The organism is Thioalkalivibrio halophilus (assembly GCF_001995255.1).
In the GTDB taxonomy this organism is placed as follows: domain Bacteria; phylum Pseudomonadota; class Gammaproteobacteria; order Ectothiorhodospirales; family Ectothiorhodospiraceae; genus Thioalkalivibrio; species Thioalkalivibrio halophilus.
This window is the reverse complement of the sequence record NZ_MUZR01000062.1, coordinates 1-23733: the sequence shown is the minus strand read 5'-3', so window position 1 is coordinate 23733 and position 23733 is coordinate 1. Positions and strand designations below refer to the sequence as shown.

Below are 23733 nucleotides of genomic sequence, written 5' to 3'. Positions count from 1 at the left end.
AAACAGCCGGGACCCGACAATTAGGTCCATGCATAACTGGAGGTTTACGTGTGTCGCGCCCAATCTTGGACCGGCATTCGATTCCTCCAGTGATCTGTGTGCTTCCCGACTTCGGTGGGCGTCTACATTGACCGAATGGATGGGAGGGAAGCATTGCGTGTGGCCTTCCCATCCGCGGATCCGGCACTGTGTCGGTCGAATTCCTGTTTTGGGTCGACGGGTGGCCTCATGAGTCAAGAAGATCCCCTCCCGGATACGGCGCGCACCGCTGATCTCTTTAGCGATTTTCCTGAAGAGTCGCGCGAGGGGCAGGGTGTTTGGCCACCGCCGGATCGTTTCCCGCTGAACGTCGACGGGCGAACGGTGCGCGAGCGGGTGATTGCGGACCTTGTGTCTGCGGACTCGCCGTTGGTGGTGACGGGCTACGGGGCGCTTGAAGAGCTCGTTCGTCTGGAGAGTGATCTGGGGGAGGTTCGGCCCCTTCGCATTCTCTTTGGTAACGAGCCGAGTGTGGGGGAGGGAGGTCACCGCAGTCTGAAGGCGCCGAGCTTCCCCGAGGAAGTCGAGCAGTACTGGCTGGATCGAGGAATCGCCCTGCGCCTGTCGGCCCGGCTGATCCATTTTCGGGAGCGACTCCGCGAGGGCGCCGTCGAGGCGCGGTACTGGCCCGACACGCAGCGGCCGCTGCACGCCAAGATCTATCTCGGGGCGGGGGCGGTAACGCTGGGCTCGAGCAACTTCAGCCGGAACGGGCTGGAACGTCAGCACGAGGCGAACGCGCGGTTCACTGCAACGGGTGAGCCGAGGCGTTACCGCGAGGCCGCGGCGCTGGCCGAACAGTTCTGGTCGTTTGGAGAGGACTACACCGATGCGTTGCTGGCGCTGCTCGAGCGTCTGCTGCATGTCGTCGGGTGGCGCGATGCGCTGGCCCGCGCTTGCGGGGAGTTGCTGGAAGGTGACTGGGCGAAGGGCTTTCTGCAGCAGGTCGACCGGGAGGCCTTTCGCGCGTTGTGGCCGGCCCAGCGTCAGGGGATCGCACAGGCGCTCTATCTGCTGGACCGTCAGGGGGCGGTGCTGATTGCGGACGCGACGGGGTCGGGCAAGACGCGTATGGGTGCGCATCTTCTGCGGGCGCAGCAGGCGCGCATCCAGGGGGCGGGCGGGATGCCCCGCTCGGTCATGATTGCACCCTCGACCGTCGTGGAGGAGTGGGAGCGGGAGGCATCCCGGGCCGACACCGCGCTGGATGTCTTTTCGGTTGGCCTGCTCAGTCACGGAAGCCGCAAGGCGTGGCAGCTGGATGATGCCCTGAGGCGGGCGCGACTGCTGGCCGTGGATGAGTGCCACAATTTCCACAATCGCCGCTCGCGCAGGACACGGCGGCTGTTTACCAATCACCTTGCCGATGACGTTCTGCTCTTTACGGCCACACCGATCAACCGGAATGTCGATGACCTGGTCCGGATTGCGGATCTGCTCGGTGCCGACAACCTGCAGCCGAGCACGCTGAAGGCCCTGGAACGGGTCAATCGTCCCGGTCGCTGGCACGGTCTGGGCGAGGACGAGGCCGCCCAGCTGCGCGATGAGATCCGTACATTCACCATTCGCCGTACCAAGCGCATGTTCAATGCGCTGATTGATCGCGCACCCGGGGCCTATCGGGATCACACGGGCCGGCCCTGCCGCTATCCGGAGCACCGCTCGTACAGCTATTCCCTGAACGAACCGGCTGCCGACCGTGAACGCGCCGGTCGGATCCGGGAGCTTCTCGATCAGCTCTTCGGCGTGGTCCAGGTTCCGGCGGTCCTGGAACTGAGCGCCGTACAAAGGCAGCAGGGACTCACCGAGGGCCAGTATCGCGACAACCTGCTGCTCGGGGCTCACAAGCTGGTCCGCTACCGGGTCATGGCGGCCCTGCGATCTTCGCGTGCGGCATTGGTCGAGCACCTGTGCGGAACGGCGGTGGCGCGGGCCGAGTTCGGGTTGGAGCATTACGCCAAGTCCGCCGATACAGGAGATGTGCTGGGCAAACTCAAGCAGCCCGGCCGCGTTCCCGAGAATCGGCTGGGCGTGCCCTTGCCCGCGTGGCTCACCGATGTCGATGCCTGGGAATCGGCTCACGCGCACGACCACCGGATCCTCTCGCAGGTGCTGGAAGAAGTGCGGGCCATGAGCCCGGCGCGAGAACGTGCCAAGGTGGCCCATCTGGCGCAACTGGCGGCGAGCCACGAGCGTGTGCTGGCCTTCGACAGCCGTCTGATCACCATTGCGGCCTTGAGCGTCCAGCTCGAAGAGCGGCTGCCGGGCGTCGAGATCTGGCAGGCGACGGGCAGCGATGAGCGAAGCCGCCAGGCGGTACTCCGTGCGTTTCGGCCGGGTGGCGACGAACAGACCGGGGTGGCGCTGTGTTCGGACAGCCTGTCCGAAGGGGTGAACCTGCAGGCGGCCTCAGCGCTGGTTCATCTCGACATGCCCTCGGTGATACGCGTGGCCGAACAGCGAACCGGACGCGTCGATCGGCTCGACAGCCCCCATGCCGAGGTCGAAGTCTGGTGGCCCCGCGATGCCGAGGAGTTCGCTCTCAGTGCCGATGCTCGATTCCTGGATCGAGTCGGCGCGGTGACGGAACTCCTCGGGACCAATCTCCCGTTGCCGGAAGACCTCCAGCAGCGGTCACGGGATAGCGTTGACGCTGACACCCTGATCCGCGAATACGAGCGTACGGCCCGTTCGATCGAGGAAGCGGAGCCGCATGATGCGTTTGCCGCGGTGCGCGGGCTGGTGGAAGGTTCGGGTGCCCTGGTCGAACCGGACATTTATGAGTATTACCGCGAGCGCTCGGTGCGGGTGCTCTCAAGGGTCAGCGTGGTGGCCAGCGACACCGTCTGGGCCTTCTTCTGTCTGGCCGGCAGTGCGGACCGGGCGCCGCGCTGGTTTTTCTTCTCGGGCCCGGATGCCGAGGCAACGACTTCGTTGGACAAGGTGGCCGCGGCGCTGCGCGAGCGACTGGCGCCGGATCCGCCCAATGGTGAAATGGACGAGCCAGCCGCAAGATGGCTGGCACATTTTTCCGAGCGCCTCCCGGAGGCCGAACGGGCGCAGTTACCACTGCGCAAGCAACGCGCCCTGCAAGAGATGACCAAGGTCCTCAATGGGTTTTGCGAGGAGGCGGCCCGCCAGAGGGAGCAAGCGCGCCTTGACGCCTATCTCGCTCTGCGCAATCTACTGGAGCGCAAGCCGGAAACGCTGACGGGCGGAGAACCGGATTGGGAGGCGCTTGCCAATCGCTGGCTGGAGCTCATCCGTCCCTACTGGTATCGCCGCCTGACCCAGCAGCGCCGGGGGTTCCTTCGCCTGCGGGATCTGCGCAAGGAACTCATTGAGGCGGAGTCGGAGCTTGGCCCCGAGGTACTGGAGGCGTTTGCCCGCCTCCCGCTTCAAAGCTCTGCGGAGGAGCGGGTGGTCGCTGCCATTCTCGGCATGCCCGCGCGTTGATCTGATGTTGGCAGGGTCACCCTGCGTCTTCGGAGGCGTGGCTCATGGGCTCCATGCAGGAACCACAGACGACCTCGGTTTCCGGTCGCGCCCAGACTCGCGCGTCGCAGGTCGGGCAGTTCATGCGGACACGGGGATCCGGGCGCGGCGCGGGTGGCGCGAACACCGCTGGCTTTTCGGCATTGTCGGGCAGGGGGATCGTTTCGGCCGGCGCGGGGGCGCTGGCCACGGCCAGGCCCTGTTCGGCCAGGGCCTCCTGCACTTGGGCAACCGATTCCGGATCGGTGGGGGCATGCCGGTCGAACCAGGGTAGTTCGAACCCGGTGGCCAGCAGGTCCGAGCAGGCTCGGGCGAAGGGCCCGGCCGGCTGTATGTAGTGCGTGACTCGGCGTCCGGTCTGTTTGCCATCCGGCAGGCCGGTATCGCTCGGCACCAGACCGATCGCTTCCATCTTGCCGACCCACTCCCGGTTGTGGTGGTTCGACCGGCTCGGTCGGCCAAAGCACTCCTGCCAGTGATGCACCATCTCGTGTACTAGGGTTGAGAGCGCAACTTCCAGCGGATTCAGGGTGAAGTACCCCGGATGAACACCCAGCTCGTGGATGATCGTGCCGTCGCCGGAGATGAAGCGCTCGGCGTGGTGGTAGCCCCGTTGCCGGCGGGAGCTTCGTAGCGTGATCAGGCAGGGCGGCAGTTCGTTGTCGAACAGCCGTTCGTTGAAATGATCGAAGGCCTGCTGCAGGGCGGAGTACATCGACAGGGTGGGGCAGTCGGTCATGGTGTGTTTCCGAGGTCGAGTTTGGAGCCCCGGGATTGTATCGCCCCGCCTTTGTCACAAATCCTGTCACAAACGCGGCAGGCCGGGACCCCTCCTGGCCAGGGCTCGCTTCGGCCATGGGATTGTTTCGGCCATGGGATTGTTTCAGTACATGCTTCGGCGGGCTTTTGAAGCTATATATATCAAACCCTTAATGGGTTAGTATCTTCTCAATAATCATTTCAATTGGGCGGGTTCGGATGAGGAGCAAGCGACAAGCGGCGCACCAGCAGCTCGGCTTGGCGCTTGCGAAATTCGCCCCGGCGCGCGCGGCTGATCTTGCCCGCGAATTGGGCCTGTCGGTTCCCACCCTGCACCGCCTGCTGCAGGAGACGACTGAGCCCGTCCTTGCGGCCGGCCGGGCTCGGCGCACTCGCTACGCCCTGCGCCGAGCGCTGCGAGGACACTTGGCGCCCTTCCCCATCCGTGCGATTGACGAGGCCGGCCAGCCTCACGAGCTCACGGAGCTCTCGCCCATCCAACCGCAGGGCTGCCATGCCGACTTCGGTGGTTCGGATTGGCCTTTGGAGGATGACGACCAGACCCCCGATGGGTGGTGGGACGGGCTGCCATATCCTCTGTACGACATACGCCCCCAGGGCTATCTCGGACGCCAGCTGGCACATCGCTTCCAGGACACCCTTGCGGTGTCGCCCAATCCCGATACCTGGAGTGACGACGATATCCTGTGGGTTCTGAGTCGCGTGGGGTCTGATCTCCCGGGCAACCTGATTGTCGGCGATGCCGCGTTCCAGGCCTGGCAGAAGGCCCGCCTGGATCCGCCGCTGATCCTCAAGGCGGACGATATCGAACGCATGTACGTGAAGGCGGCGGAGGAGGCCATCTCGCTGGGCCTCGCGGGCTCCAGCGCTGCGGGTGAATTCCCGAAGTTCACCGCCCTCCGGGATCTGCGAGACAGCAATACGCCGCATGTCATCGTCAAGTTCTCGGGGGCCGATGATTCCACGACCGTGCAGCGCTGGTCCGATCTGCTGGTGGCGGAGCACTTGGCACTCCAGACGGCCTCCGCGCTCCCTGGCGTGCAAACCCCTCCGGGCCGCATCCTTCAGCATCAGGGCCGAACGTTTCTGGAAGTCGAACGCTTCGATCGTCACGGCTTGTTTGGCCGCAGTCCGGTGGTGACGCTGGAGACCGTGAACGCGGCCTTGCTCGGCCACGCGCCTTCGGCATGGGACACCCTCGCCCAGGGACTCGCCGAAAAGCGTCTGCTGGCACCGGAGGCTGTTACAGCCATCCGTTACATCACCTGGTTCGGCCGCCTGATCTCCAATAGCGACATGCATCTGGGCAATCTCGCCTTTCGACCGGAGGACGGGCGGCTCACCTTGTGCCCGATCTACGACATGCTCCCGATGGCGTACGCGCCACTCCCAGGTGGCGAACTCCCACGAGTGACATTCGATCCAGCCATGCCATTGCCCCGTGAACATGGCGTGTGGGTCGCCGCCTGCCACGCCGCCATCGCTTACTGGCAAACCGTGGCGGATGACACCCGCATCAGCTCCATGTTTCGCAGGATTGCCTCCGACAATGGCACCGAGCTCCAGAGACGCCTGGCACTCGTCGCACCCTGATCGCCCGTGGCTTAGCGTCCGCAGTCCGCAGGTTTTGTGCCGTTCGGCGGCGCGCACCCGCTCGCGCGCCGGGCCTTCCGGCATTGCGCGCACGGTGCCGCGCTTGCGCGCGATGTGGGTCTCGGGGCGATGCCCATCCAGCCGCTTCTCCGCACCGATGTAGCCGGCATCGCCATGCAGGCTGTCTTCCTCGCCGTGGAGCAGGTCCGGCACCTGCGACACGTCCGAGACGTTCGCCGCCGTCCCCTTCACGGTATGCACCAGCCCCGTGACCACATCCGCTCCGACATTCAGGCTCCTGCCTGGTCCCCGCCGTGGCTTGCGGGGGCCTGCAGGGACTGTGCCGTCTCCTCCCCCTTCTTTTCCTGTCCTCTCTCCCGGAACTTGCGTCTGCCACTCGGCCGTCAGTTTTCCTGCTGGAGTTGGTCCGCGTTACCCCTCGCGGGTGGTGTCAGAAAACCCGGGCTGCCAACGCGAACGTGTACATTGATCAGAGGTTACCTGGACTGGAAGGCGGGAAGCCCGGACGGGAGGCGCTAACCCCCCCCCGGATTGCTCGGCGACACCGGGTTGGTGACGAGGGGCTGCTCCGGGTCAGGGTACGGACAGCCGTTGGCGTGCAGAATGAGCGGAAGCGATTGCGGCATGATCTTTGGCGCGTTTGCCACGCGGGGAGGGGTGCGTGCGGGACGGTGAGACGGGGTCGGGAATGAGGTGGCGTGTCCGTCCGCGGCGCGGGTGGCTCCTGCCTCTTTTGCTCGGGCTGGCCACGGCCGCCGGGGCGGAGACAGGAGAGGACGCACCCTGGCGGCTGGGCGTACATCCCTTCGTCGCGACCACCGAAGTGATGGAGCGGTTCCGGCCGCTGGTGGATCACCTGTCCGCCGAGACCGGGGAGGCCTTCGAGCTGCATGTGGCGAATTCCTATGGTGCCCATGTGCGGGCGGTCGGGGACGGGGATGTCGATCTGGCCTACATCGGGCCGGCGGGGTTCGTGCGCCTGTGGGAAACCCACGGGGAGCACCCGGTGCTGGCGCGCGAGGTGCTGGGCAGCGGGGCGAGTTTCCGTGGCGTGCTGGTGGTGCGTGAGGATCATGCAATCGAGACCCTGGCGCAGGTCGCGGGGCATTCGGTAGCCTTTGTCGACGTGGATTCGACCATGGGGTATCGCATGCCCATGGCCCTGCTGGAGCGGGCGGGCGTGGCCGCGGACGATCTCGGGCAGAAGCAGTTCTTCGGCAACCATTTCGATACGGCCTCGGCTGTGCTCCTCGGTGATGCGGACGTGGCGGCCATGCGCGAGGAAATGTTCGAACGTTTCGAAGGGCGCGGGCTGCGGGCGCTCGCGTACACGCCCGCGGTGCCACGGCATCCCTTTGTGGCCCGTCGGGGGCTTGATGCCGAACGCCGGGAGCAATGGAGCGCGATCCTGATCGGCCTGTCCGGACATGCGGACGGCCCTGCGGTGTTCGCGGCGCTGGGTGGCAATGTGGCGGAGTTCGTCTCCGGCACGGCGGAAGAATATCGCGGACTGCGGGAAATGCTGGAGGTGACACGGTGAACGCGCCGCAGGTTCCCGGCCGCGGATTCCGCAACCGGCTGCGAATCTGGCGCCTGCCTCTGGTGTTACTGCTGGTCCTGAGCCTCTTTACTTTGATGGGGCTTCTGCTGGTGCTCAATGAGCAGAGGGTGCTGCTGGAGCGGCAGGCTGGAAAAGCCGGGCAGTCGGAGCTGGAAGTGATCGGCGGGTTCGCGCGGGAGAGCCTGGCGCGCGGCGACTATTCCGTGCTGGAGCGTTTCCTCCGTAATTATGCCGAGGGGCGTCCTGACGTCCATCGACTGGTGGTCGAGAGCGGGAACGGCAACTACACCTGGCTGGACTACGGCGGGCCGTCGCCCGAGTCCGGGGTGCCCCGCTTCCATCTCGAGGAGCGGGTGGAGTACGGGCGTGATCGGTCCGTCCTGCTGCGGATGGAGGTGGTGACTCCCGACGTGCGTTCTGCGGTGGACAACCTGCGCGTCTCCCTGACGATGTGGGGAGGCTTCGGTGTCCTGCTGTTCGCACTGATCCTGTGGTATTCCATCGAGCGCATGGGGCTGGCGCCGTTGCGCCGGGAGCGTGATCGTCTGGAGGGGCGGGTGGCGGAGCGTACCCGCGCGCTGGAGGTGGCGCTGGACGAGGTCTCGGCCAAGGCCCGCGAGCTGGAACGCCAGGCGACGCATGACCATCTCACGGGGCTGTACAACCGGCTGAAGTTCGAGGCATTCCTGGACGAGGAGATCGAGCGGGCCCAGCGCTACGGCAACAGTTTTGCGCTGGTCCTTTGCGATATCGATCATTTCAAGGCCGTGAACGACACCCATGGCCATGAGGCGGGTGATCGCGTGCTGATCGAGGTGACCCGGGAGCTGATGGCACAGCTGCGCCGGCCCGATCGGGCGGCCCGCTGGGGCGGCGAGGAATTCGTTCTGTTGCTGCCGCAGACCGATCTGCACGAGGCAGCGGCCCTGGCCGAACGACTGCGTGAGGCGTTCGCGCATCGTGAGACCGGACCGGGGGAGGGCATCGGGCCGGTCACTCTGAGCTTTGGTGTCACGGCCTGGAAGCCGGGGGATACGCGGCAGCGTCTGCTGCTGCGGGCCGACCAGGCCCTTTATCGGGCCAAGGAGGAGGGGCGCAACCGGGTGGTGACGGGACGTTTCTGAAGCTGGGGCGGCCGCGCACGGGCCGATATTGCCGCGATTCCGGGGGATGGCTACACTTGGCGCCGCTGATTCCACTACCCGCGCAGGCCTGAACCATGAAACGTTACGGTATTCGCATTCGCATGCCCGAGGACGCGACCTTCCGCATGCCGCATCTGCTGGGTCCCGACTGGGAGGCCTGTCGCTGGTACGAGACCGAAGAGGCCCGCGAAAAGGCCTTTGCCGAGACCACTGCGGATCTTTCGAACTACCGCAAGGGTGACCGCCCCGCCCAGATCGTCGAGCGGATCGATCGCGACGCCTGATTGTCGCGCGCGGGCGCTGCTCCCTCAGCCGGCGGTTGCGGCGAGCGCCTTCATGTCCATGGGCTCCATCAGATAGCACAGGCAGTCCTGGGTGATGACCCGGCTGTCGAGCGTCAGCATCGATGGCATCGCGTCGCGCCGCAGGCGAATTTCTTCCCCCCGGGTTTCGAGATACAGACCGGTCACCTCGGCACCGTCCTCCGAGGTAACCACCAGCGGGTCGTCCACTTCCGGCCGGCGCCGCACCAGACAGGAACCGGCCGGCAACATCTGGAAGTTGAGCCGGTCCAGATCGGGTTCCAGGCGGATGTCCCCATCCGTTCCGGTGCTCGCCCGCATCCCCGGACGCAGCCGCACGCGCGCCACCGTGTGGTAGATGTCGATCGCGTCGCGCTCCGGCGGGTGGCCGGGGAAGGTGCTCAGGTGCAGCACCGCATCCACCATCTCGAAGGCGTGCTGCACCCCGGCGGTATCGTCCGGATGCCCGCATTCCAGGGTGACCGACGGGGCCAGCTCCGCCAGGGCCATGGAGGCGACGCCGCGCGGGCGGGTGAAGTAGACCACCGTACGTCCGAACAGGGCGGCGAGCTGCATGAACGCCGGGTCGGGGCGATTGATGCAGGCATAGTGCGGATTGCGCCCGGTGTTGTTGTGCAGGTCGATGGCCGCGAACAGCCCCCGCTCGCGCAGCCGGGTCACCAGTCGGTCGAAGACCTCCGCCTCGGGTGACCCCGGTTGTTCGGTGCCCGGCCAGATCCGGTTGAAGTCCGGCTGTTGGTCGAGGTGACGCTGGTCCAGCGCGGCGGCCTGCGGGTTGCCGATCACCAGGGTCAGCGCGCGCGGCAGCTCGCGGTGGGTGTAGTGGCGCAGCAGCTGCTGGATGGCATGCAGACCCACCGGTTCATTGCCGTGCAGCAGGAGCACCACGGCTACGGCCGGTTCGCGCCGGCCGGCCAGGTGGATCAGAGCCGGCTCCGGCACGATCTGGCTCAGGGTGCGCGGTGTGGCGTCGAGGAAACCGTCGGGCAGCTCGAAATATTCGCGGATCGCGGGTCGGTCTTGCGGCATGGTTCGGTATCTCGGGTTACAGGCCCCAGGTGTGTACCGGGGCGCCGGTGTTCTGCCAGCCGCGATAGGCGCGGACGAGTCCGGCCCAGTCGCGTCCGTGTTGCGCGACCCAGCGACGCTGCCAGGCGCTTCCGGTCTGGCCACTGTCCACGCGCGCGGCGATGATGCCCAGCAGTGCGTCGCGCTCGCCGGGGTCGATCTCCAGGTTCTCCAGGCCTTCGGCGGCCCGTGGCAGCAGCTGGTGCCGGATCAGGCGCGGTGCCGGGAGCGGGTCCGCATGGCCCCAGCGCAGCCGGGCGTGCAGGCCTTCGCGGGCGGCATGATAGAAGTTGTCGCGGGCCTCGGCGAACGGGGTGCCGGCGGTGCCGTCCCCGGGGGCATCGCGCAGCCATTCGATCAGGCCCAGGGCGAAGGCCGCGTTGGCCAGCATGTCGATCAGCGAGGGGCCGGCGGGCAGGCAGCGAAACTCCACGCGCAGGTGATGCCGGCCCCCGGCATCGGTGCCGACGATCGGCCGGTTCCAGCGCCAGATGGTGCCGTTGTGCAGCGCGAGATGGGCGAGATCCTCCGGCGGGTGGTGCAGGTCGACTGGCAGCATGACCGGGAAATGATCCCGATTCTCGCGGAACAGCTCGCCGACCGAGTCATGAAGATAGCCGCTGCCGAAGGTCACCCGGCGGATCGGCCCGCGGGCCGAGTCGGCGAAGCCACCGCTTTCCACCGCCTGCTCGAACAGGGGGATGCGGCTTTCCTCCCACAGGTCGTGCCCGAACAGATAGGGCGTGTTGCCCGCGGCCGCGAGTACCGGCGCGCTGGCCACCATGGCGGCGTTCAGGCTGCGATGCGCTTCGCCGGGGGCGCTGCCGATGTGTATCTGGAAGGAGGTCGCGAGCGACTCCAGCATCACGTCGTCGTGGTCGTGCTGAAGGTGTTCGCGACCGCGGATGTCGACGTGCAGCGGGCGTCGGGCGCGGTTCTCCAGCACCGCTTCGTTCAGTGCGCGAAAGCGTGCCTGGGGCGACATGTGGTGCAGTCCCAGCGCTTCCGGGGGCAGGGTGGCCAGGCTGCCGGCCATCAGTACGCCCCCGTCGAAGCGCGCCGCCGCTCGCCCCGCGCGCTTCACCGTGTCGCGCAATTCCTGCAGGATCGCGGTGAAACTGCCGGGCCCGGCGGTGAACACGCTGGTGTTCAGTTCCACGTTGAAGCGTGCGAGCTCGCGTGACACCAGCGGGCTGTCCATCGCCTCCAGGAAGGCATCGTTCTCCGCCAGCGCCCGGCCCTCGGCGTCGCACAGCCAGGCCTCGATTTCGAAGCCCAGGGTGGTCGGGCCCCGTGGGGTATCGCGGTGGGTGTCCAGCCAGGCGAGCAGCAGATCGGTCTCGCGGTCGAGGGCCTGGCGGAATCGCTCGCGATCCTCCGGGGTGAAGCACTCGGACCCGATCTCCTCGCCCACTTGATCAGTCCTCTTCCGCGTCCGGGCTGTCGTCGTAGAGGGATTCCAGCAGGTCTCCCCAGAGCTGTTCGTGGTGTTCGATGAACGCCAGCAGCGCCTTGCGGAAGGCCAGGTAGTCGGCCTCGAAGCGCTCGAAATCCTCGCCGCCGTTGAGCAGTTTCGCCGCGCGGTCGGCCTGGTTGAGGCTGTCACGCAGGTTCAGGCTGGCGGCCATCGCCCCTTTAACGCGTTCGCGCTCGTGCGGAATCCAGGCGCGATCGGACAGCATGGACCGCAGGTTCTCGCCCAGCTCCAGCAGACGCTTGCGCAGGCGGGGCACCGCGCCGATGGTGCCGGTCTTGAGATCGGCCCATACCGCGTCGTTCATCAGTTGCGCCCAGCGCTCGCGCAGATCCGCGGTGGTGTCCGGGTCAAAGGCGAAAGAGGCCTCGAGTTGTTGCGGATCGAAGGGCATTGCGTATCCTTGACTGAAGAAGTGTGTCGCGTGCGCGCGGCAGCCCGGCCCGGAGACCGGGAATAGCGCCCCCGGGGACGACGTCCTACAGGGTACAAGAACAAGCAGGGCCGCACAGACGGCCTGCAGGATGTGAGGAGACAGAACAATGGCGACCTGGTTCGCTCAAAGGCGGCTGCGCCAGCAGGTCTGCGACCTGCGACCGCAGATGTACCGCATGGCCTATGCGTGGTGTCACGACGGTGCGCTGGCCGACGATCTGGTGCAGGAGGCCATGATGAAGGCCCTCACCCGGCTGAAGTCGTTGCAGGACGAAAACGCACTGAAGTCCTGGGTGTTCCGCATCATGACCAACTGCTACCGCGACTGGGGACGGCGGCAGAAGGACACGGTGGACGTCGACAACATGGAGCTGGCCTGCGAGGACTGCCCGGAGCAGCAGACCGAGCGCAACCGCCGGGTGGCGGACGTGCACCAGGCGATGGCCCGGCTCAGCAGCGATCACCGGCAGGTGGTGTCGCTGGTCGATCTGGAGGGCTTTGCCTATGCCGAGGTCTCCGAAGTGCTGGACGTCCCGATCGGCACCGTGATGAGCCGCCTCAGCCGCGCCCGGGCACAACTGAAAAAGCAGCTGCTGGAACAGCAGCAGGCCCCGCAGGACGCTGCGGCGACGGAATCCGCCGCGGAACCCGCTGAAGAGGGGCCGCAACTCAGGGTAGTAAGGAGCCAGAATGGCTGAAGACCGACTCAAGGCGCAGGACCGTCCGAGCGAAGAGATTCTCAACGCCTTCGTCGATGGCGAATTCTCTCCGGAGGACCGGCTGCAGACCCTGCAGGCGATCGCCTCCAGCGAGCACCTGAGCCGTGAGGTCTGTGACATGCACCAGCTCAAGGAGCTGGTGGCGATGGCGTACGAGGACGTGGAACCGCCGGCCCGGGATTACCGTAGCGGGGAGGATGACCACGGCGGTGCCGGCGGCCGCTCCGGTGGTGCGGGATTGCTCCGCTCGCCGAGGGGTGGTCCCCGGCGTACCGGCTGGTTCTCATCGGTGGCCGCCGGTGTCGTGGCCCTGGTGCTGGGCTCGGTGGCCGGTTACGAGGTGACCCGTGACGCCGGCTGGTTCGTGGACGGGGCCGGGACCGGCTCCGCAGCCCATGCGACGGCGTCCGAAGGCCAGGGGGTGCCCGAGCTCGACGACACCGTCAGCGCCCTGTTCACGGAGATGGCGGAAGCCGAATCCGCGGGCGGAGCCGCCGCACCTCAGCCGGTCCATGCGGCCAGCGAGACCGATCAGATCCTTCTGCATGTCAATGACGCCGACCGGGCCGCGATGGAGGAGCTGCTGGACGACATCGAGGCGATGTTCAACGAGGCCGCGCGCGATGGCCGGAACCTCAACGTTCAGGTGGTGGTGCACAACAAGGCCATGAACATGCTGCGCGCCGATCGGGCTCCGTTCCCGGATCGCGTGGCGACACTGAGCCGGGAACACTCCGGTCTGCGTTTCACCGCCTGCAGCGAAACCCTGGGGCGTCTGGCGCGCGAGGAGGGCAAGCCGCGGATCGATATCCTGCCGCAGGCCGAGCGCATCGACTCGGGCGTGGCCGAGGCAGCCCGCCGCCAGGCGGAAGGCTGGATCTATATCAAGGTCTGAGCCGGGGTGGCGGGAGCGTGGAGTGATTCCTTCACGAGCGCTTGCGCCGATCCGGCGTTCCGCATGGTGGGCAGGCCCGCTTCTGCTGCTTGCGGCCCTTCTGTCGGCCGGCCCGGTAGCCGGGGCGGGAAGTGACGGCGATACCCCGGTCGCACGTGTGGTCTACCACCTGGATTCTGCTGACCGGGCTCATTTCTCCAATGTCCTGCGCTACCTCAAGGAGCATCTGGCCGAGTCGGAGCGCGACGCGGCCGACGTGCGCATCGTTCTGCACGGCGAGGGGGTGCGGCTGCTGGAGGCGGAGTCCATGGACACCGCCACCGCCATCCGCATCGACACCCTGCGGTTGCAGGGCTTCAGGTTCCTGGTCAGTCGGCGTTCCATGGAGGTCCGCGGGCTGGAGCGTGGCGACCTGCACGACGTGATTCGCGAGGAGGTCGTGGGCAGCGGCATCACTGAGCTCTACCGCCTGCAGCGTCAGGGGTTCACCTACATCAAGCCCTGATCCGTGGTCGCGAGATCGCGGTCGAGCGCCGCGAGGCGCTGCGGCGTGCCGATGTCCCGCCAGTCTCCGGTGTAGTGTTCGCCGCTCACCCGGTGCTGCGCGATCGCCTCGCGCAGCACCGGGCCCAGCGGGCGGCAGCCCGGTTCCAGCGACGCGAACAGGGCCGGGTGATACCAGCCAATGCCGCTGAAGGTCAGGCGACCCGGGCCGGTGTCGGTGGTGACGCGGCCGTCGGCGCCCAGCGCGAAGTCCCCGTCGGGATGCTGCGGCGGGTTGTCCACCAGCACCAGATGGGCCAGTGGGGCATCGTGTTCTTCGATGGCCCCGGGCAGCCGCGAGGGGGGTACGAGCGGGTGGTCGCACCAGATGTCGCCGTTGATCACCAGGAAGGCTTCGGGGCCCAGCAGGGGCAGGGCCTGGCGGATGCCGCCGGCGGTTTCCAGGGCGCCGGCGGGTTCCGGCGAATAGCGGATCTTTAGCCCGAAGGCCGAACCGTCGCCCAGCCGCCGGGGGATCTGCTCACCCAGGTGGGCGGTGTTGATGATGACCTCGCCAAACCCCGCGCGGGCCAGGCGTTCCAGGGTCCAGACGATCAGCGGTTTGCCGCCGGCCTCCAGCAGGGGCTTGGGGCATTCGTCGGTCAGCGGTCGCATGCGTTCGCCGCGCCCGGCCGCGAGGATCATGGCCCGCATCATGCGCCTTCGTCCCCGACGTCACCGGGTGCGGCGGGATCCTCCGGCATGTGGTGGCGGAACCAGTCCGCCACCGGGGCCAGGTCCGGGTGGGCCAGTCCGCGCCGCACCAGCGTCTGCAGGCGCGGTTCGTGGCGGCGGTAGTCGGGCTTGCCGTCACGCCGGTGCAGCCGGGTGAAGATGCCGAGGACCTTGATCGCGCGCTGGACCCCGAGCACCCGGTAATGCACCCGAAAGGCCTCATCGGGCCACCCGGTGGCCTGCAGGTAGCGCGCGAGGGCCTCCCGCGCGACTGCGGGTGAAACGTCGCGCCGCGCATCCTCCAGCAGCGATACCACATCGTAGGCCGGACTCCCGAGCACCGCGTCCTGGAAATCCAGCAGCGCGCAGCCTGCGCCTTCCGGCGGGATCATCAGGTTGTCCACGTGGAAGTCGCGCAGAACCAGGGTGGGCTCCAGGCGCGGCAGGGCGTCCAGTGTCTGCGTCCAGGCCGCTTCCCAGGCGCCTCGGGCGGCCTCCGTCGGCGGATGGCCCTGTTGTTCCGGGACATACCAGTCGATGAACAGGCGCGCCTCGTCCAGCAGGCGCGGGGTGTCGTAGGCGGGCAGTGCGGGTGTGGCCTCCGCAGGCCGCTGTGGCCAGGCCCGGTGCAGGTCGGCCAGCCGGTCGATGGCCCGCTGATACAGGGCCTTCTCGTCCTCGCCCTCGGCCAGTGCCCGGGTGAACGTGCGGTCGCCGAGGTCCTCCAGCACCAGGAACCCCGCGTCCGGGTCCTCGTCATGGATGCGTGGCGGACGCTGGCCGAGGGCCTCCAGCAGACGGGCGATGCGCAGGAACGGGGCCACCGGTTCGCGTTCCGGCGGGGCATCCATGATGACCACCGGCTCACCGTCGCGTCGCGCGCGGAAATAACGGCGGAAGCTGGCATCCGCGCGCAGCAGTTGCAGCCCCTCGAAGCACCCGGGGCGCTGCGCCAGCCAGGCCTGCAGGGCGGCGGCGCGGGTATCCTCCGGCACCGAAGACGCGCTCATGCGGCCCTCAGGCGGGCGGCGCAGGCAGCCGCTCGACCCGCGTGTCCAGGCGGCCGTCGGGATAGAGTTCGAGCACGCGGTAACCCGGGCGCCCGGTGTCCGGATCATCGTCGAGCTGATATTCCGTGGCCCCGGGGCGGAACTGTACGCAGGTGGCGGGGCAGCCGAGCAGGCGGACGTCGCCATGAAAGGTGTCGACCACCTGGTGCGCGTGGCCGAACACGCAGGCCCGCACCTGCGGATGGTGGTCGAGCACGGCGAACAGCGCGTTGGCATTGGTCAGGCCCATGCCGTCCATCCACGGGCTGCCCACCGGTACCACCGGATGATGTACGGCGATCAGGGCCGGGCGTTCCGGGTGCGCGGTGAGGGCACCCTCGAGGCGCTGCAGTTCGGCGTCGGACAGATGGCCGGCCGGCCCTCCGGGCTGCGAGGAGTCCAGGGCGATCAGCTGCCAGCTGCCCAGGCCTTCGCTGCGATGGACCGCGTGGCCGACCGACTCCAGGGTCACCGCCAGTTCGCGTGCGTCGTCGTGATTGCCGGCCAGCGCGCTGGTGGGCCAGGGTCCCGTTTCGTCCAGCAGTGCCTTCAGGCGCCCATAGGTCTCCGGCGACGGGTTCTCGGCGAGGTCGCCGGTCAGCAGCAGGCGGTCGGGCAGGCCTTCCCGCGCCCGCGCGGTTTCCAGGACGTGGCGCAATGCGAGGTCGCTGTCCGGGTAGCCCGCGCGCACCGGGCCCGGCTCGGTCCCCAGGTGACTGTCGGTTACCTGGATCAGGCGCAGCGGTTCGTGCATGTTCGATCCCCGTGGTCTGGCGGTCTGTACTGAGTCCGGCACATGTGTTCTAGTGCAGGTTTACCCGTTGTGGCGGGCCCGTGGCTCGGGCCACGATCCGGAGGTGCAACATGGTGGATCCCGACTATCGTCCCTCCGAGGACGAACCCTACATGAATCCGCGCCAGCTGGACTATTTCCGGCGCAAACTCGAGGCGTGGCGGGCCGAGCTGATCGCCGAGTCGGAAGAGACCCTCGAGCATCTGCGCACCGAGACCTGGCAGGAGCCGGACCCGTCCGACCGCGCCACCCACGAGGCCGATGCCGGCGTGGAGCTGCGCACCCGCGACCGCGAGCGCAAGCTGCTGACCAAGATCGACGAGGCGCTGGCGCGCATCGAGCGCGGCGAATACGGCTACTGCGAGGAGACCGGCGAGCCGATCGGCCTCGAACGCCTGGAGATCCGTCCCATCGCCACCCTCAGCGTGGCCGCGCAGGAGGCCCATGAGCGCGACGAGGCGCGCGGCCGCTGAGCCCGGCGTTGCCCCGGGTCAGCCCTCCAGCTCGCGCGTGAAGACCCGCGAGTTGCGCGCCTGATTGTAGCGCTGGCGGCGCTCCGGCGGGAGGTCGTCGACGCTGCCGGGGGCGTAACCGCGTTCCTGGAACCACTGCGCCGTGCGGGTGGTGAGCACGAATACCCGGCGAACCCCCTGTTCGCGCGCCAGATCTTCCATCGCGGTCAGCAGCCGGTCGCCCCGGCCGTGGCCGCGGTATTCGGCGTGCAGCGCCAGGCAGGCGATCTCCGCGGCGTGGTCGCCGAACGGGTACAGCGCCGCGGTGCCGATGATCAGGCCGTCGACCTCCAGCACGTGGAAGCGGTCGATCTCCAGTTCCAGGTGCTCGCGGGCGCGGTGCACCAGCACGCCCTCGGCCTCCAGTGGCTCCAGCAGCGCATGGATGCCGCCGACATCGTCCAGGGTCGCCGGGCGCAGGCGCTCCAGCGGCTCCCGCGAGACCAGGGTGCCGATGCCCTGGCGGGTGAACAGTTCGGTCAGCAGCCCGCCGTCGTCGCGCCGGTCGACCAGGTGGACCCGCAGATCGCGCGCGTGGCAGGCATCCACTGCGCTGCGCAGGTGGCTGGCCAGTTCCTGCGGCAGGTCGTCGCGTTCGGCGAGGATGCGCTCCGCGGCGGGCACGGTCAGCTGATCCAGCACGTCGTCCTGCGGCCCGCGGAGCACGCCGGCCTCGGTCAGGAAAATCAGCTTGTCCGCGTCCAGGGCGATGGCCACGCGGGTCGCGACCTCCTCGCCGGACAGGTTGAAGACCTCGCCGGTGGGTGAATACCCCAGCGGCGAGACCAGCGCGACCTGCTCCTGATCCAGCAGCGCGGTGAGCGCGGCGATGTCCACCCCGCGCACCTCGCCGGTGTAATGGAAATCGACCCCGTCGCGCACTCCCAATGGGCGGGCGGTGACGAAGTTGCCGCCGGCCACCCGCAGGCGTGCGTTGCCGGTGCCCGGCTGGCCCAGGCTGCGGGACAACAGGCCCTCGATCTGCAGCCGCAGGCGGCCGACCGCGTCCAGCACGGCATCCAGCGCCGGGGCATCGGTGATCCGCAGACCCTCGGCGTACTGCGGCTGCAGGCCGCGTTCGGCCAGGCGCGCCTCGATCTGCGGGCGTGCCCCGTACACCAGCACCACGCGCACGCCCAGTGCGTGCAGCTTGGCGATGTCCCGCATCAGGGCCGGGAACTCCGTTGCCTGCGCGGCCTCGCCGGCCAGTGCGATGACCATCGTGCGGCCCCGGTGCGCGGCGATGTATGGCACGGCGTCGCGGAACCACGCGAGTTCCCCCGGAGCCGGGGCACGACGTGCGGGATGCGGGCGGGTTGGGTGGTCTGGCGGGTTCACGCGGCTCCCTCGCAATACGATTGGACGATCCGGTTGGGCGACAAGTTGCGCGATATGGCGGACGAGCCATGGCCTCGTCCCCGGTGGCTTGAGTCGATTCCGGCGGCGATGCGCGGGGCCAGGTCGGCGCCCGGCGTGGCCTTCAGCGGCCCCGGGCAGCCTCCTCGCGCGCGGCGTCCAGGCCGGGGATGCGGTCACCCGCCTCGATCCCGTGCCGCGCGAACCATTCCGCGTTGACCTCCAGTGCGTATTCGATCGGTGCCGCCGACCAGTGCATGCGGGTGGTCTCCGGCGCCATGGTCTCGACGTTGGTGATCTCGCCGTCACCGTCGATGAACGCCACGTCCAGCGGGATGAGCGTATTGCGCATCCACATCGCCCGGCGGTCGGCGCGGTCCCAGACGAACAGCATGCCGCGATCCTCCGCGAGTTCGTCACGGAACATCAGACCCTGCCGGCGGCTGGCATCGTCGGCGGCGATCTCCACCGTCAGTGTCCGGCCGCCGATCTCCAGGGCGGTTTCCGGCAGGCCCGAGGGGGCGGTGTTCTGCGCGGCGGCGGGGCCGCCGAACACCAGCAGGGCCGCCAGCCCGAACGCGGCCATGCCATGCGCGAATCCGGCGTGCGCCGGCCGGCGACTCATCACGGGGTCACTTGTCCCCGCTCATGCGGCCAACGGCACAGCTGGCGAACGATTTCGCCCTGGCGCCGGCGGAGCGCAATCCGGACACCGAGCCGACCTCCGGGTAGCCCATGTGGGCCAGCTTCTCGCGGATCGCGTCGGTGGCGGACTCCGGCGCGGTGACCTCCACGGCCCCGTTCTCGACGTCCACCTCGGCGGATTCCACGCCTTCGACCTGCATCAGGCCCTTGCGGATGGAGCTGGCGCAGCCGCCGCACTTGATGTTCTCGACCTCGAATTTCATTAACGCTTCCTCCGCTACTGGGTATTGATGCTCGCATTATGTACGATTTCGCTTTTCAACGAACGTTCACGAGATCTGCCCATCATGCCTGCCTATCGTTCCCGCACAACCACCCACGGCCGCAACATGGCCGGGGCCCGCGCCCTGTGGCGCGCCACCGGCATGAAGGATGGCGACTTCGACAAGCCGATCGTCGCCGTCGCCAACTCTTTCACCCAGTTCGTGCCGGGACACGTGCATTTGAAGGACATGGGCCAGCTGGTTGCGCGCGAGATCGAACAGGCCGGTGGCGTGGCCAAGGAATTCAACACCATCGCGGTGGACGACGGCATCGCGATGGGCCATGGCGGCATGCTCTATTCCCTGCCCTCGCGCGAGATCATCGCCGACTCGGTGGAGTACATGGTCAACGCCCACTGCGCCGACGCGCTGGTGTGCATCTCCAACTGCGACAAGATCACCCCGGGGATGCTGCTGGCGGCGATGCGCCTGAACATCCCGGTGGTGTTCGTCTCCGGCGGGCCGATGGAGGCCGGCAAGGTGCAGGCGCCCGGGCAGGACAACGTGATCCACCTCGATCTGGTGGATGCGATGGTCAAGGCCGCCGACTCCAGCGCCAGCGACGAGGAGGTAGAGGCCGTCGAGCGTTCCGCCTGCCCGACCTGTGGCTCCTGCTCCGGCATGTTCACCGCCAACTCGATGAACTGCCTGACCGAGGCCCTGGGGCTGTCGCTGCCGGGCAACGGTTCGCTGCTGGCCACGCATGCCGCGCGCCAGGCCCTGTTCGAGGAGGCCGGGCGGCGCGTGGTCGACCTGGCCAGGCGCTACTACGAGCAGGACGACGCCTCGGCCCTGCCGCGTTCCATCGCGACTTTCGAGGCGTTCGAGAACGCGATGAGCCTGGACATCGCGATGGGTGGCTCCACCAACACCGTGCTGCACCTGCTGGCGGCGGCCCGAGAGGGCGAGGTCGACTTCACCATGGCCGACATCGACCGCCTGTCGCGCCACGTGCCCAACCTGTGCAAGGTGGCTCCCGCGACGCAGCAGTACCACATGGAGGACGTGCACCGCGCCGGCGGTGTGGTCGGCATCCTCGCCGAGCTGGATCGTGGCGGGCTGATCCACCGCGACATCCCCACCGTGCATGCCCCGACCCTGGGCGCCGCCCTGGAGCAGTGGGACGTGATGCGTCATGCCGCCGAGTCCGAGCGCCTGTACAGCGCCGCGCCGGGCGGGGTGCCCACCCAGACCGCGTTCAGCCAGGATCGTGCCTGGGACAGCCTCGACCTCGACCGCGCCAGCGGCTGCATCCGCGACATCGAACATGCCTACTCGCAGGACGGCGGTCTGGCCGTGCTCTACGGCAACATGGCCCCGGACGGCTGCATCGTGAAGACCGCCGGCGTCGACGAGAGCATCCTGAAATTCTCCGGCCCCGCGCGCGTGTTCGAGAGCCAGGATGCGGCCGTCGAGGGCATCCTCGGTGACCAGGTGCAGGCGGGTGACGTGGTGATCATCCGCTACGAGGGTCCGAAGGGCGGTCCGGGCATGCAGGAGATGCTCTATCCCACTTCGTATCTGAAGTCGAAGGGGCTGGGCAAGGACTGCGCGCTGATTACCGACGGGCGGTTCTCCGGCGGCACCTCCGGGCTGTCCATCGGTCATGTCTCGCCGGAGGCGGCGCAGGGCGGCGCGATCGGCCTGATTGAAGAGGGCGACACCATCGTGATCGACATCCCCGCGCGCGAGATCCGCATCGACGTGGACGACGCCACCCTGGCGGCGCGGCGCGAGGCGATGGAGGCCCGCGGCGCGAAGGCCTGGAAGCCCGAGTCGCGCAATCGACCGGTGACTCAGGCCCTGCGCGCCTATGCCCTGATGACCACCTCGGCTGCGTTCGGCGCGGTGCGCGACATCTCCCCGCTGGAGGACGGCTGACGCGGGCCGCCGCGCTGTACTGCCCGGTTGACGCCTCGGTTCATGCCCCGGTTCATGCCCCGGGGTCGTCCTTGCGCGCGGAGACCCCGGCGGTCAGGGCATAGCGCATCGCGTCCTCCAGCGACAGCTCCAGCGGTTCCACCCGGTCGCGCGGCAGCATCAGGGTGTAGCCGCCGATCTGGTAGCTCATCGGCAGGTACACCGCGAGGGTCTCCGCCCCGCCCAGGGAGTCCGGCAGCCCTTCGAAGTCCTCGCGCGTGACGAAGCCGATGACCCGCGCTTCCAGCCCCGGCAGCGTGACCAGCACTGCCTGGCCGAACTGCTGGTGGATGTCGCCGGAGACCAGGCGGGTGACGTCGCGCACCGTGCCGTGGATGGTCTTGACCACCGGGATCCGCTGCATCAGGCCCTCCAGCCAGTTGAACAGCCAGCGCACCAGGTAGGCCTGCAGCAGCACGCCTGCCGCGAACACCAGCCCGACACCGGCGGCGATCCCCATGCCCGGTACGTACAGCAGATCCGGCAGGACGGCCTGCAGCATGCCGCCCAGGACCTGTTCCGCGGTGCTGCCCAGCCACCACAGCAGGGCCAGCGTGACCATCGCCGGCAGGATCGCGGCCAGGCCGGTGAGGAAGGTTCGGGAAATCTTGCGCACGCGGGTTCTCCGGAAGGGGCGACGCCTCGATCGTAACAACGCCGGGGCGGGTGCGGTTCAGAACTGCCAGGTGGCGTGCAGCGAGCCGAATTCCGCGGCGCCGGTGGCCTGGCCGCTGAATTCGCGCGAGCGCCAGACATGGGTATAGCCCAGGCGCACCCCGTGCCAGTGGAACACCACGCCCGCCGTGAATTCGCCCACCACCGGGTGCTTGTCCACGGAGGGTCCGTCGCGGAACAGCGGCCCGTCGAGGAACAGGTCGTAGGCCATCAGGCGGGTGTCCACGCCCGCAAACAGATATCCCCCGCGGGGCCGGATGCCCTGGAACGTATGTGACCCGGAGAGGGCCGGATTGATCCGTGGCGGGCCGTAGTCGCGCGGCAGATTGCGCCCGGCGCGCAGGATCGCACCGGCGTTGACGAAGGTGAACGGACTGCCGACAGTCGCTCCCCAGTGCGGGGTGAGGTCCCAGTCCCAGCCGCGTCCGTCCCGGTGCGACTGGCTGCGCAGCTGGCGTTCGTACCGCACCATCAGGGTGGCCTCGTTGCCGATCTGGTGCTCCCAGCCGCGCGGTTCCGGGGCCGAAGACCAGCTGTGCACCTCGCGCTGGGTGTGGTCGGCCAGCGACGCCGGACCCACGACCCCGGTGGTGACTTGCAGGCGATCGAGTCGGTCGCCGAATTCCTCGGCCAGACTGAAGTTGAGGTAGAGCCAGCCGGCATACGGGCGATCGTTCGGGTCCGGGATGCGGCGTTCGATATCCTCCGGGGTGTACATATTCTGGCCCAGATGGATGGCCGACTTCAGCCGGCCGCGCTCCTCGCGTGCGACGAACAGCGGTATCCGATCGGCGACGGTCTCCAGCCAGGATGGCACCTGGCCCTCGCTGCGCGTCCAGCCGATCCGTACCCCGTTGGTGTAGTAGCGGTCCTCGCCGCCGAACAGGTCGTTCTCGAATTCGAAATGCAGGGCGTCCACGCCACCACGGTCGGCCGCCGCCGGCGAGCCGGCGAGCACTGCGGCGATCGNNGTGCTCGCCCACGGACGGGCGTGGCAGTCCGGTATGATGGCGCCATGGATTTCTCCAGTCAGATCATCTTTCTCGTCGCCGTGGTCCTGCTCGGCAGCATCCTGTCCAGCGTGGTGACCTCGCGGCTGGGCGTGCCGCTGCTGCTGGTGTTCCTCGGCATCGGCATGCTGCTGGGCCCGGAGGGCCCCGGCGGCGTGTCGTTCGAGAATATCACCCTGGCCCATCTGATCGGCTCCGCGGCCCTGGCCATCATCCTGTTCGATGGCGGGATGCGCACGCCGGCGCGCAATTTCCGTATCGGACTGAAACCGGCGGTGGGGCTGGCCACCGTGGGCGTGCTGATCACCTCCGGCCTGACGGGGCTGTTCGCGGTGTGGTGGCTGGGGCTGTCGTGGCTGGAGGGGCTGCTGCTGGGGGCGATCGTCGGCTCCACCGACGCGGCGGCGGTGTTTTCCCTGCTGCGCTCGCGCGGGCTGGAGCTCAAGAGCCGCGTGGGGGCGACCCTGGAGATCGAGTCGGGCTCCAACGACCCGATGGCGATCTTCCTCACCATCGTGCTGATCGAGCTGATCCTGATGGACCAGCCCGACTTCGGGGTGGTGGTGCTGGTCGAGTTCGTGCAGCAGATGGGGCTGGGGGCCCTGCTGGGGGTCGGGGGCGGACTCGCGCTGCTGGCGCTGATCAACCGCGTGCCGATGTCGGCCGGGTTCTACCCGCTGTTCG

Annotated in this window: 23 protein-coding genes and 1 pseudogene; 11 read left to right on the top strand and 13 right to left on the bottom strand. The window is 68.1% G+C overall.

Features of this window, described 5'->3' with window-relative positions; all coding sequences use genetic code 11:
- The first annotated feature begins 228 nt into the window (after nucleotides 1-228).
- On the top strand, nucleotides 229-3495 hold the full coding sequence (locus tag B1A74_RS12765; protein ID WP_077244846.1) for a helicase-related protein: 3267 nt from the start codon (nucleotides 229-231) through the stop codon (nucleotides 3493-3495).
- A gap of 16 nt (nucleotides 3496-3511) precedes the next feature.
- On the opposite strand, the gene B1A74_RS12760 is transcribed toward B1A74_RS12765, so the two are convergent.
- Complete coding sequence (locus B1A74_RS12760) at nucleotides 3512-4273, bottom strand: SprT-like domain-containing protein (protein WP_019567578.1); 762 nt, start codon at nucleotides 4271-4273, stop codon at nucleotides 3512-3514.
- A 239-nt stretch (nucleotides 4274-4512) separates the two neighbouring features.
- On the opposite strand from B1A74_RS12760, the gene yjjJ reads away from it, so the two are divergent.
- Nucleotides 4513-5907: a type II toxin-antitoxin system HipA family toxin YjjJ gene (gene yjjJ, locus B1A74_RS12755; protein WP_077244845.1), complete on the top strand. Its 1395-nt coding sequence runs from the start codon at nucleotides 4513-4515 to the stop codon at nucleotides 5905-5907.
- Between the two features lie 33 nt (nucleotides 5908-5940).
- On the opposite strand, the pseudogene B1A74_RS14540 reads toward yjjJ, so the two are convergent.
- Nucleotides 5941-6315, bottom strand: a pseudogene (locus tag B1A74_RS14540) (transposase); the annotation flags it as partial.
- Between the two features lie 301 nt (nucleotides 6316-6616).
- Between B1A74_RS14540 and phnD the strand changes: the two are divergent.
- From phnD to B1A74_RS12735, 3 genes are all read left to right on the top strand, one after another.
- Entirely contained in the window at nucleotides 6617-7468 is an 852-nt protein-coding gene (gene phnD, locus B1A74_RS12745; RefSeq protein WP_077244844.1) for a phosphate/phosphite/phosphonate ABC transporter substrate-binding protein, read from the top strand.
- Entirely contained in the window at nucleotides 7465-8613 is a 1149-nt protein-coding gene (locus B1A74_RS12740) for a GGDEF domain-containing protein (protein WP_077244843.1), read from the top strand. The genes phnD and B1A74_RS12740 overlap by 4 nt, the downstream gene beginning before the upstream one ends.
- Nucleotides 8614-8708: 95 nt before the next feature.
- Nucleotides 8709-8918 (top strand): hypothetical protein, encoded by a 210-nt coding sequence (locus B1A74_RS12735; RefSeq protein ID WP_026289022.1) that lies wholly within the window; start codon nucleotides 8709-8711, stop codon nucleotides 8916-8918.
- Nucleotides 8919-8942: 24 nt separating this feature from the next.
- Here the strand turns inward: B1A74_RS12735 and B1A74_RS12730 are convergent, their stop codons facing one another.
- Genes B1A74_RS12730 through B1A74_RS12720 form a run of 3 tightly spaced genes read right to left on the bottom strand, consistent with a single transcriptional unit; the run spans nucleotide 8943 to nucleotide 11893 of the window.
- Entirely contained in the window at nucleotides 8943-9986 is a 1044-nt protein-coding gene (locus B1A74_RS12730) for a M14 family metallopeptidase (RefSeq protein WP_077244842.1), read from the bottom strand.
- Nucleotides 9987-10002: 16 nt separating this feature from the next.
- A complete protein-coding gene (locus tag B1A74_RS12725; protein ID WP_077244841.1) occupies nucleotides 10003-11439 on the bottom strand; it encodes a glutamate-cysteine ligase family protein in 1437 nt (478 codons plus the stop codon).
- A gap of 4 nt (nucleotides 11440-11443) precedes the next feature.
- Complete coding sequence (locus B1A74_RS12720) at nucleotides 11444-11893, bottom strand: hypothetical protein (RefSeq protein WP_077244840.1); 450 nt, start codon at nucleotides 11891-11893, stop codon at nucleotides 11444-11446.
- Between the two features lie 148 nt (nucleotides 11894-12041).
- Between B1A74_RS12720 and B1A74_RS12715 the strand changes: the two genes are divergently transcribed.
- From B1A74_RS12715 to B1A74_RS12705, 3 genes are read left to right on the top strand one after another with little or no spacing between them, the layout of a single operon-like run.
- Complete coding sequence (locus B1A74_RS12715; protein WP_077244839.1) at nucleotides 12042-12632, top strand: RNA polymerase sigma factor; 591 nt, start codon at nucleotides 12042-12044, stop codon at nucleotides 12630-12632.
- Complete coding sequence (locus B1A74_RS12710) at nucleotides 12625-13548, top strand: DsrE family protein (RefSeq protein WP_077244838.1); 924 nt, start codon at nucleotides 12625-12627, stop codon at nucleotides 13546-13548. The genes B1A74_RS12715 and B1A74_RS12710 overlap by 8 nt, the downstream gene beginning before the upstream one ends.
- A 22-nt stretch (nucleotides 13549-13570) precedes the next feature.
- Nucleotides 13571-14053, top strand: a complete 483-nt coding sequence (locus B1A74_RS12705; protein WP_244269219.1) for a DsrE family protein — start codon at nucleotides 13571-13573, stop codon at nucleotides 14051-14053.
- On the opposite strand, the gene murU is transcribed toward B1A74_RS12705, so the two are convergent.
- The 3 genes from murU to B1A74_RS12690 are packed head-to-tail and all read right to left on the bottom strand — an operon-like array spanning nucleotide 14038 to nucleotide 16569.
- Complete coding sequence (gene murU, locus B1A74_RS12700; protein ID WP_077244848.1) at nucleotides 14038-14745, bottom strand: N-acetylmuramate alpha-1-phosphate uridylyltransferase MurU; 708 nt, start codon at nucleotides 14743-14745, stop codon at nucleotides 14038-14040. The two genes, B1A74_RS12705 and murU, sit on opposite strands and share 16 nt — an antisense overlap.
- Nucleotides 14745-15776: an aminoglycoside phosphotransferase family protein gene (locus B1A74_RS12695; RefSeq protein ID WP_077244837.1), complete on the bottom strand. Its 1032-nt coding sequence runs from the start codon at nucleotides 15774-15776 to the stop codon at nucleotides 14745-14747. The genes murU and B1A74_RS12695 overlap by 1 nt, the downstream gene beginning before the upstream one ends.
- Before the next feature lie 7 nt (nucleotides 15777-15783).
- Entirely contained in the window at nucleotides 15784-16569 is a 786-nt protein-coding gene (locus B1A74_RS12690; RefSeq protein WP_077244836.1) for a metallophosphoesterase, read from the bottom strand.
- Nucleotides 16570-16679: 110 nt separating this feature from the next.
- Between B1A74_RS12690 and dksA the strand changes: the two genes are divergently transcribed.
- Nucleotides 16680-17081, top strand: a complete 402-nt coding sequence (gene dksA, locus B1A74_RS12685; protein WP_077244835.1) for an RNA polymerase-binding protein DksA — start codon at nucleotides 16680-16682, stop codon at nucleotides 17079-17081.
- 18 nt (nucleotides 17082-17099) lie between these two features.
- On the opposite strand, the gene argA is transcribed toward dksA, so the two are convergent.
- From argA to B1A74_RS12670, 3 genes are all read right to left on the bottom strand, one after another.
- Nucleotides 17100-18458, bottom strand: coding sequence for an amino-acid N-acetyltransferase (gene argA / locus B1A74_RS12680; RefSeq protein WP_077244834.1), 1359 nt, complete (start codon nucleotides 18456-18458; stop codon nucleotides 17100-17102).
- A 142-nt stretch (nucleotides 18459-18600) separates the two neighbouring features.
- The gene (locus B1A74_RS12675) at nucleotides 18601-19062 is read right to left on the bottom strand and encodes a DUF192 domain-containing protein (RefSeq protein ID WP_099050000.1); all 462 of its coding nucleotides are present in this window, start codon (nucleotides 19060-19062) and stop codon (nucleotides 18601-18603) included.
- A gap of 46 nt (nucleotides 19063-19108) precedes the next feature.
- Nucleotides 19109-19384, bottom strand: a complete 276-nt coding sequence (locus B1A74_RS12670; protein ID WP_018947508.1) for a heavy-metal-associated domain-containing protein — start codon at nucleotides 19382-19384, stop codon at nucleotides 19109-19111.
- Nucleotides 19385-19468: 84 nt separating this feature from the next.
- Here B1A74_RS12670 and ilvD point away from each other — a divergent pair, with 84 nt between their 5' ends.
- Complete coding sequence (ilvD, locus tag B1A74_RS12665; protein WP_077244832.1) at nucleotides 19469-21325, top strand: dihydroxy-acid dehydratase; 1857 nt, start codon at nucleotides 19469-19471, stop codon at nucleotides 21323-21325.
- Nucleotides 21326-21377: 52 nt separating this feature from the next.
- Here ilvD and B1A74_RS12660 read toward each other — a convergent pair whose 3' ends face one another.
- Together B1A74_RS12660 and B1A74_RS12655 are read right to left on the bottom strand one after the other, a co-directional pair.
- Complete coding sequence (locus B1A74_RS12660; RefSeq protein WP_077244831.1) at nucleotides 21378-21980, bottom strand: DUF502 domain-containing protein; 603 nt, start codon at nucleotides 21978-21980, stop codon at nucleotides 21378-21380.
- Between the two features lie 57 nt (nucleotides 21981-22037).
- The gene (locus tag B1A74_RS12655) at nucleotides 22038-23006 is read right to left on the bottom strand and encodes a lipid A deacylase LpxR family protein (RefSeq protein ID WP_099049999.1); all 969 of its coding nucleotides are present in this window, start codon (nucleotides 23004-23006) and stop codon (nucleotides 22038-22040) included.
- Between the two features lie 48 nt (nucleotides 23007-23054).
- On the opposite strand from B1A74_RS12655, the gene B1A74_RS12650 reads away from it, so the two are divergent.
- Nucleotides 23055-23733, top strand: a 679-nt coding sequence (locus B1A74_RS12650; RefSeq protein ID WP_208856000.1) for a cation:proton antiporter domain-containing protein, incomplete at its 3' end; no start/stop codon positions are given.

Bases quoted from the DNA above. Each gene is read 5' to 3' on its own strand.
- B1A74_RS12735 (WP_026289022.1), top strand. From the start codon at position 8,709: ATGAAACGTTACGGTATTCGCATTCGCATGCCCGAGGACGCGACCTTC.
- B1A74_RS12730 (WP_077244842.1), bottom strand. From the start codon at position 9,986: ATGCCGCAAGACCGACCCGCGATCCGCGAATATTTCGAGCTGCCCGAC.
- B1A74_RS12720 (WP_077244840.1), bottom strand. From the start codon at position 11,893: ATGCCCTTCGATCCGCAACAACTCGAGGCCTCTTTCGCCTTTGACCCG.
- yjjJ (WP_077244845.1), top strand. From the start codon at position 4,513: ATGAGGAGCAAGCGACAAGCGGCGCACCAGCAGCTCGGCTTGGCGCTT.
- dksA (WP_077244835.1), top strand. From the start codon at position 16,680: ATGGTGGATCCCGACTATCGTCCCTCCGAGGACGAACCCTACATGAAT.
- B1A74_RS12765 (WP_077244846.1), top strand. From the start codon at position 229: ATGAGTCAAGAAGATCCCCTCCCGGATACGGCGCGCACCGCTGATCTC.
- ilvD (WP_077244832.1), top strand. From the start codon at position 19,469: ATGCCTGCCTATCGTTCCCGCACAACCACCCACGGCCGCAACATGGCC.
- B1A74_RS12690 (WP_077244836.1), bottom strand. From the start codon at position 16,569: ATGCACGAACCGCTGCGCCTGATCCAGGTAACCGACAGTCACCTGGGG.
- B1A74_RS12670 (WP_018947508.1), bottom strand. From the start codon at position 19,384: ATGAAATTCGAGGTCGAGAACATCAAGTGCGGCGGCTGCGCCAGCTCC.
- B1A74_RS12760 (WP_019567578.1), bottom strand. From the start codon at position 4,273: ATGACCGACTGCCCCACCCTGTCGATGTACTCCGCCCTGCAGCAGGCC.
- B1A74_RS12695 (WP_077244837.1), bottom strand. From the start codon at position 15,776: ATGAGCGCGTCTTCGGTGCCGGAGGATACCCGCGCCGCCGCCCTGCAG.
- phnD (WP_077244844.1), top strand. From the start codon at position 6,617: ATGAGGTGGCGTGTCCGTCCGCGGCGCGGGTGGCTCCTGCCTCTTTTG.
- B1A74_RS12675 (WP_099050000.1), bottom strand. From the start codon at position 19,062: ATGGCCGCGTTCGGGCTGGCGGCCCTGCTGGTGTTCGGCGGCCCCGCC.
- murU (WP_077244848.1), bottom strand. From the start codon at position 14,745: ATGCGGGCCATGATCCTCGCGGCCGGGCGCGGCGAACGCATGCGACCG.
- B1A74_RS12715 (WP_077244839.1), top strand. From the start codon at position 12,042: ATGGCGACCTGGTTCGCTCAAAGGCGGCTGCGCCAGCAGGTCTGCGAC.
- B1A74_RS12710 (WP_077244838.1), top strand. From the start codon at position 12,625: ATGGCTGAAGACCGACTCAAGGCGCAGGACCGTCCGAGCGAAGAGATT.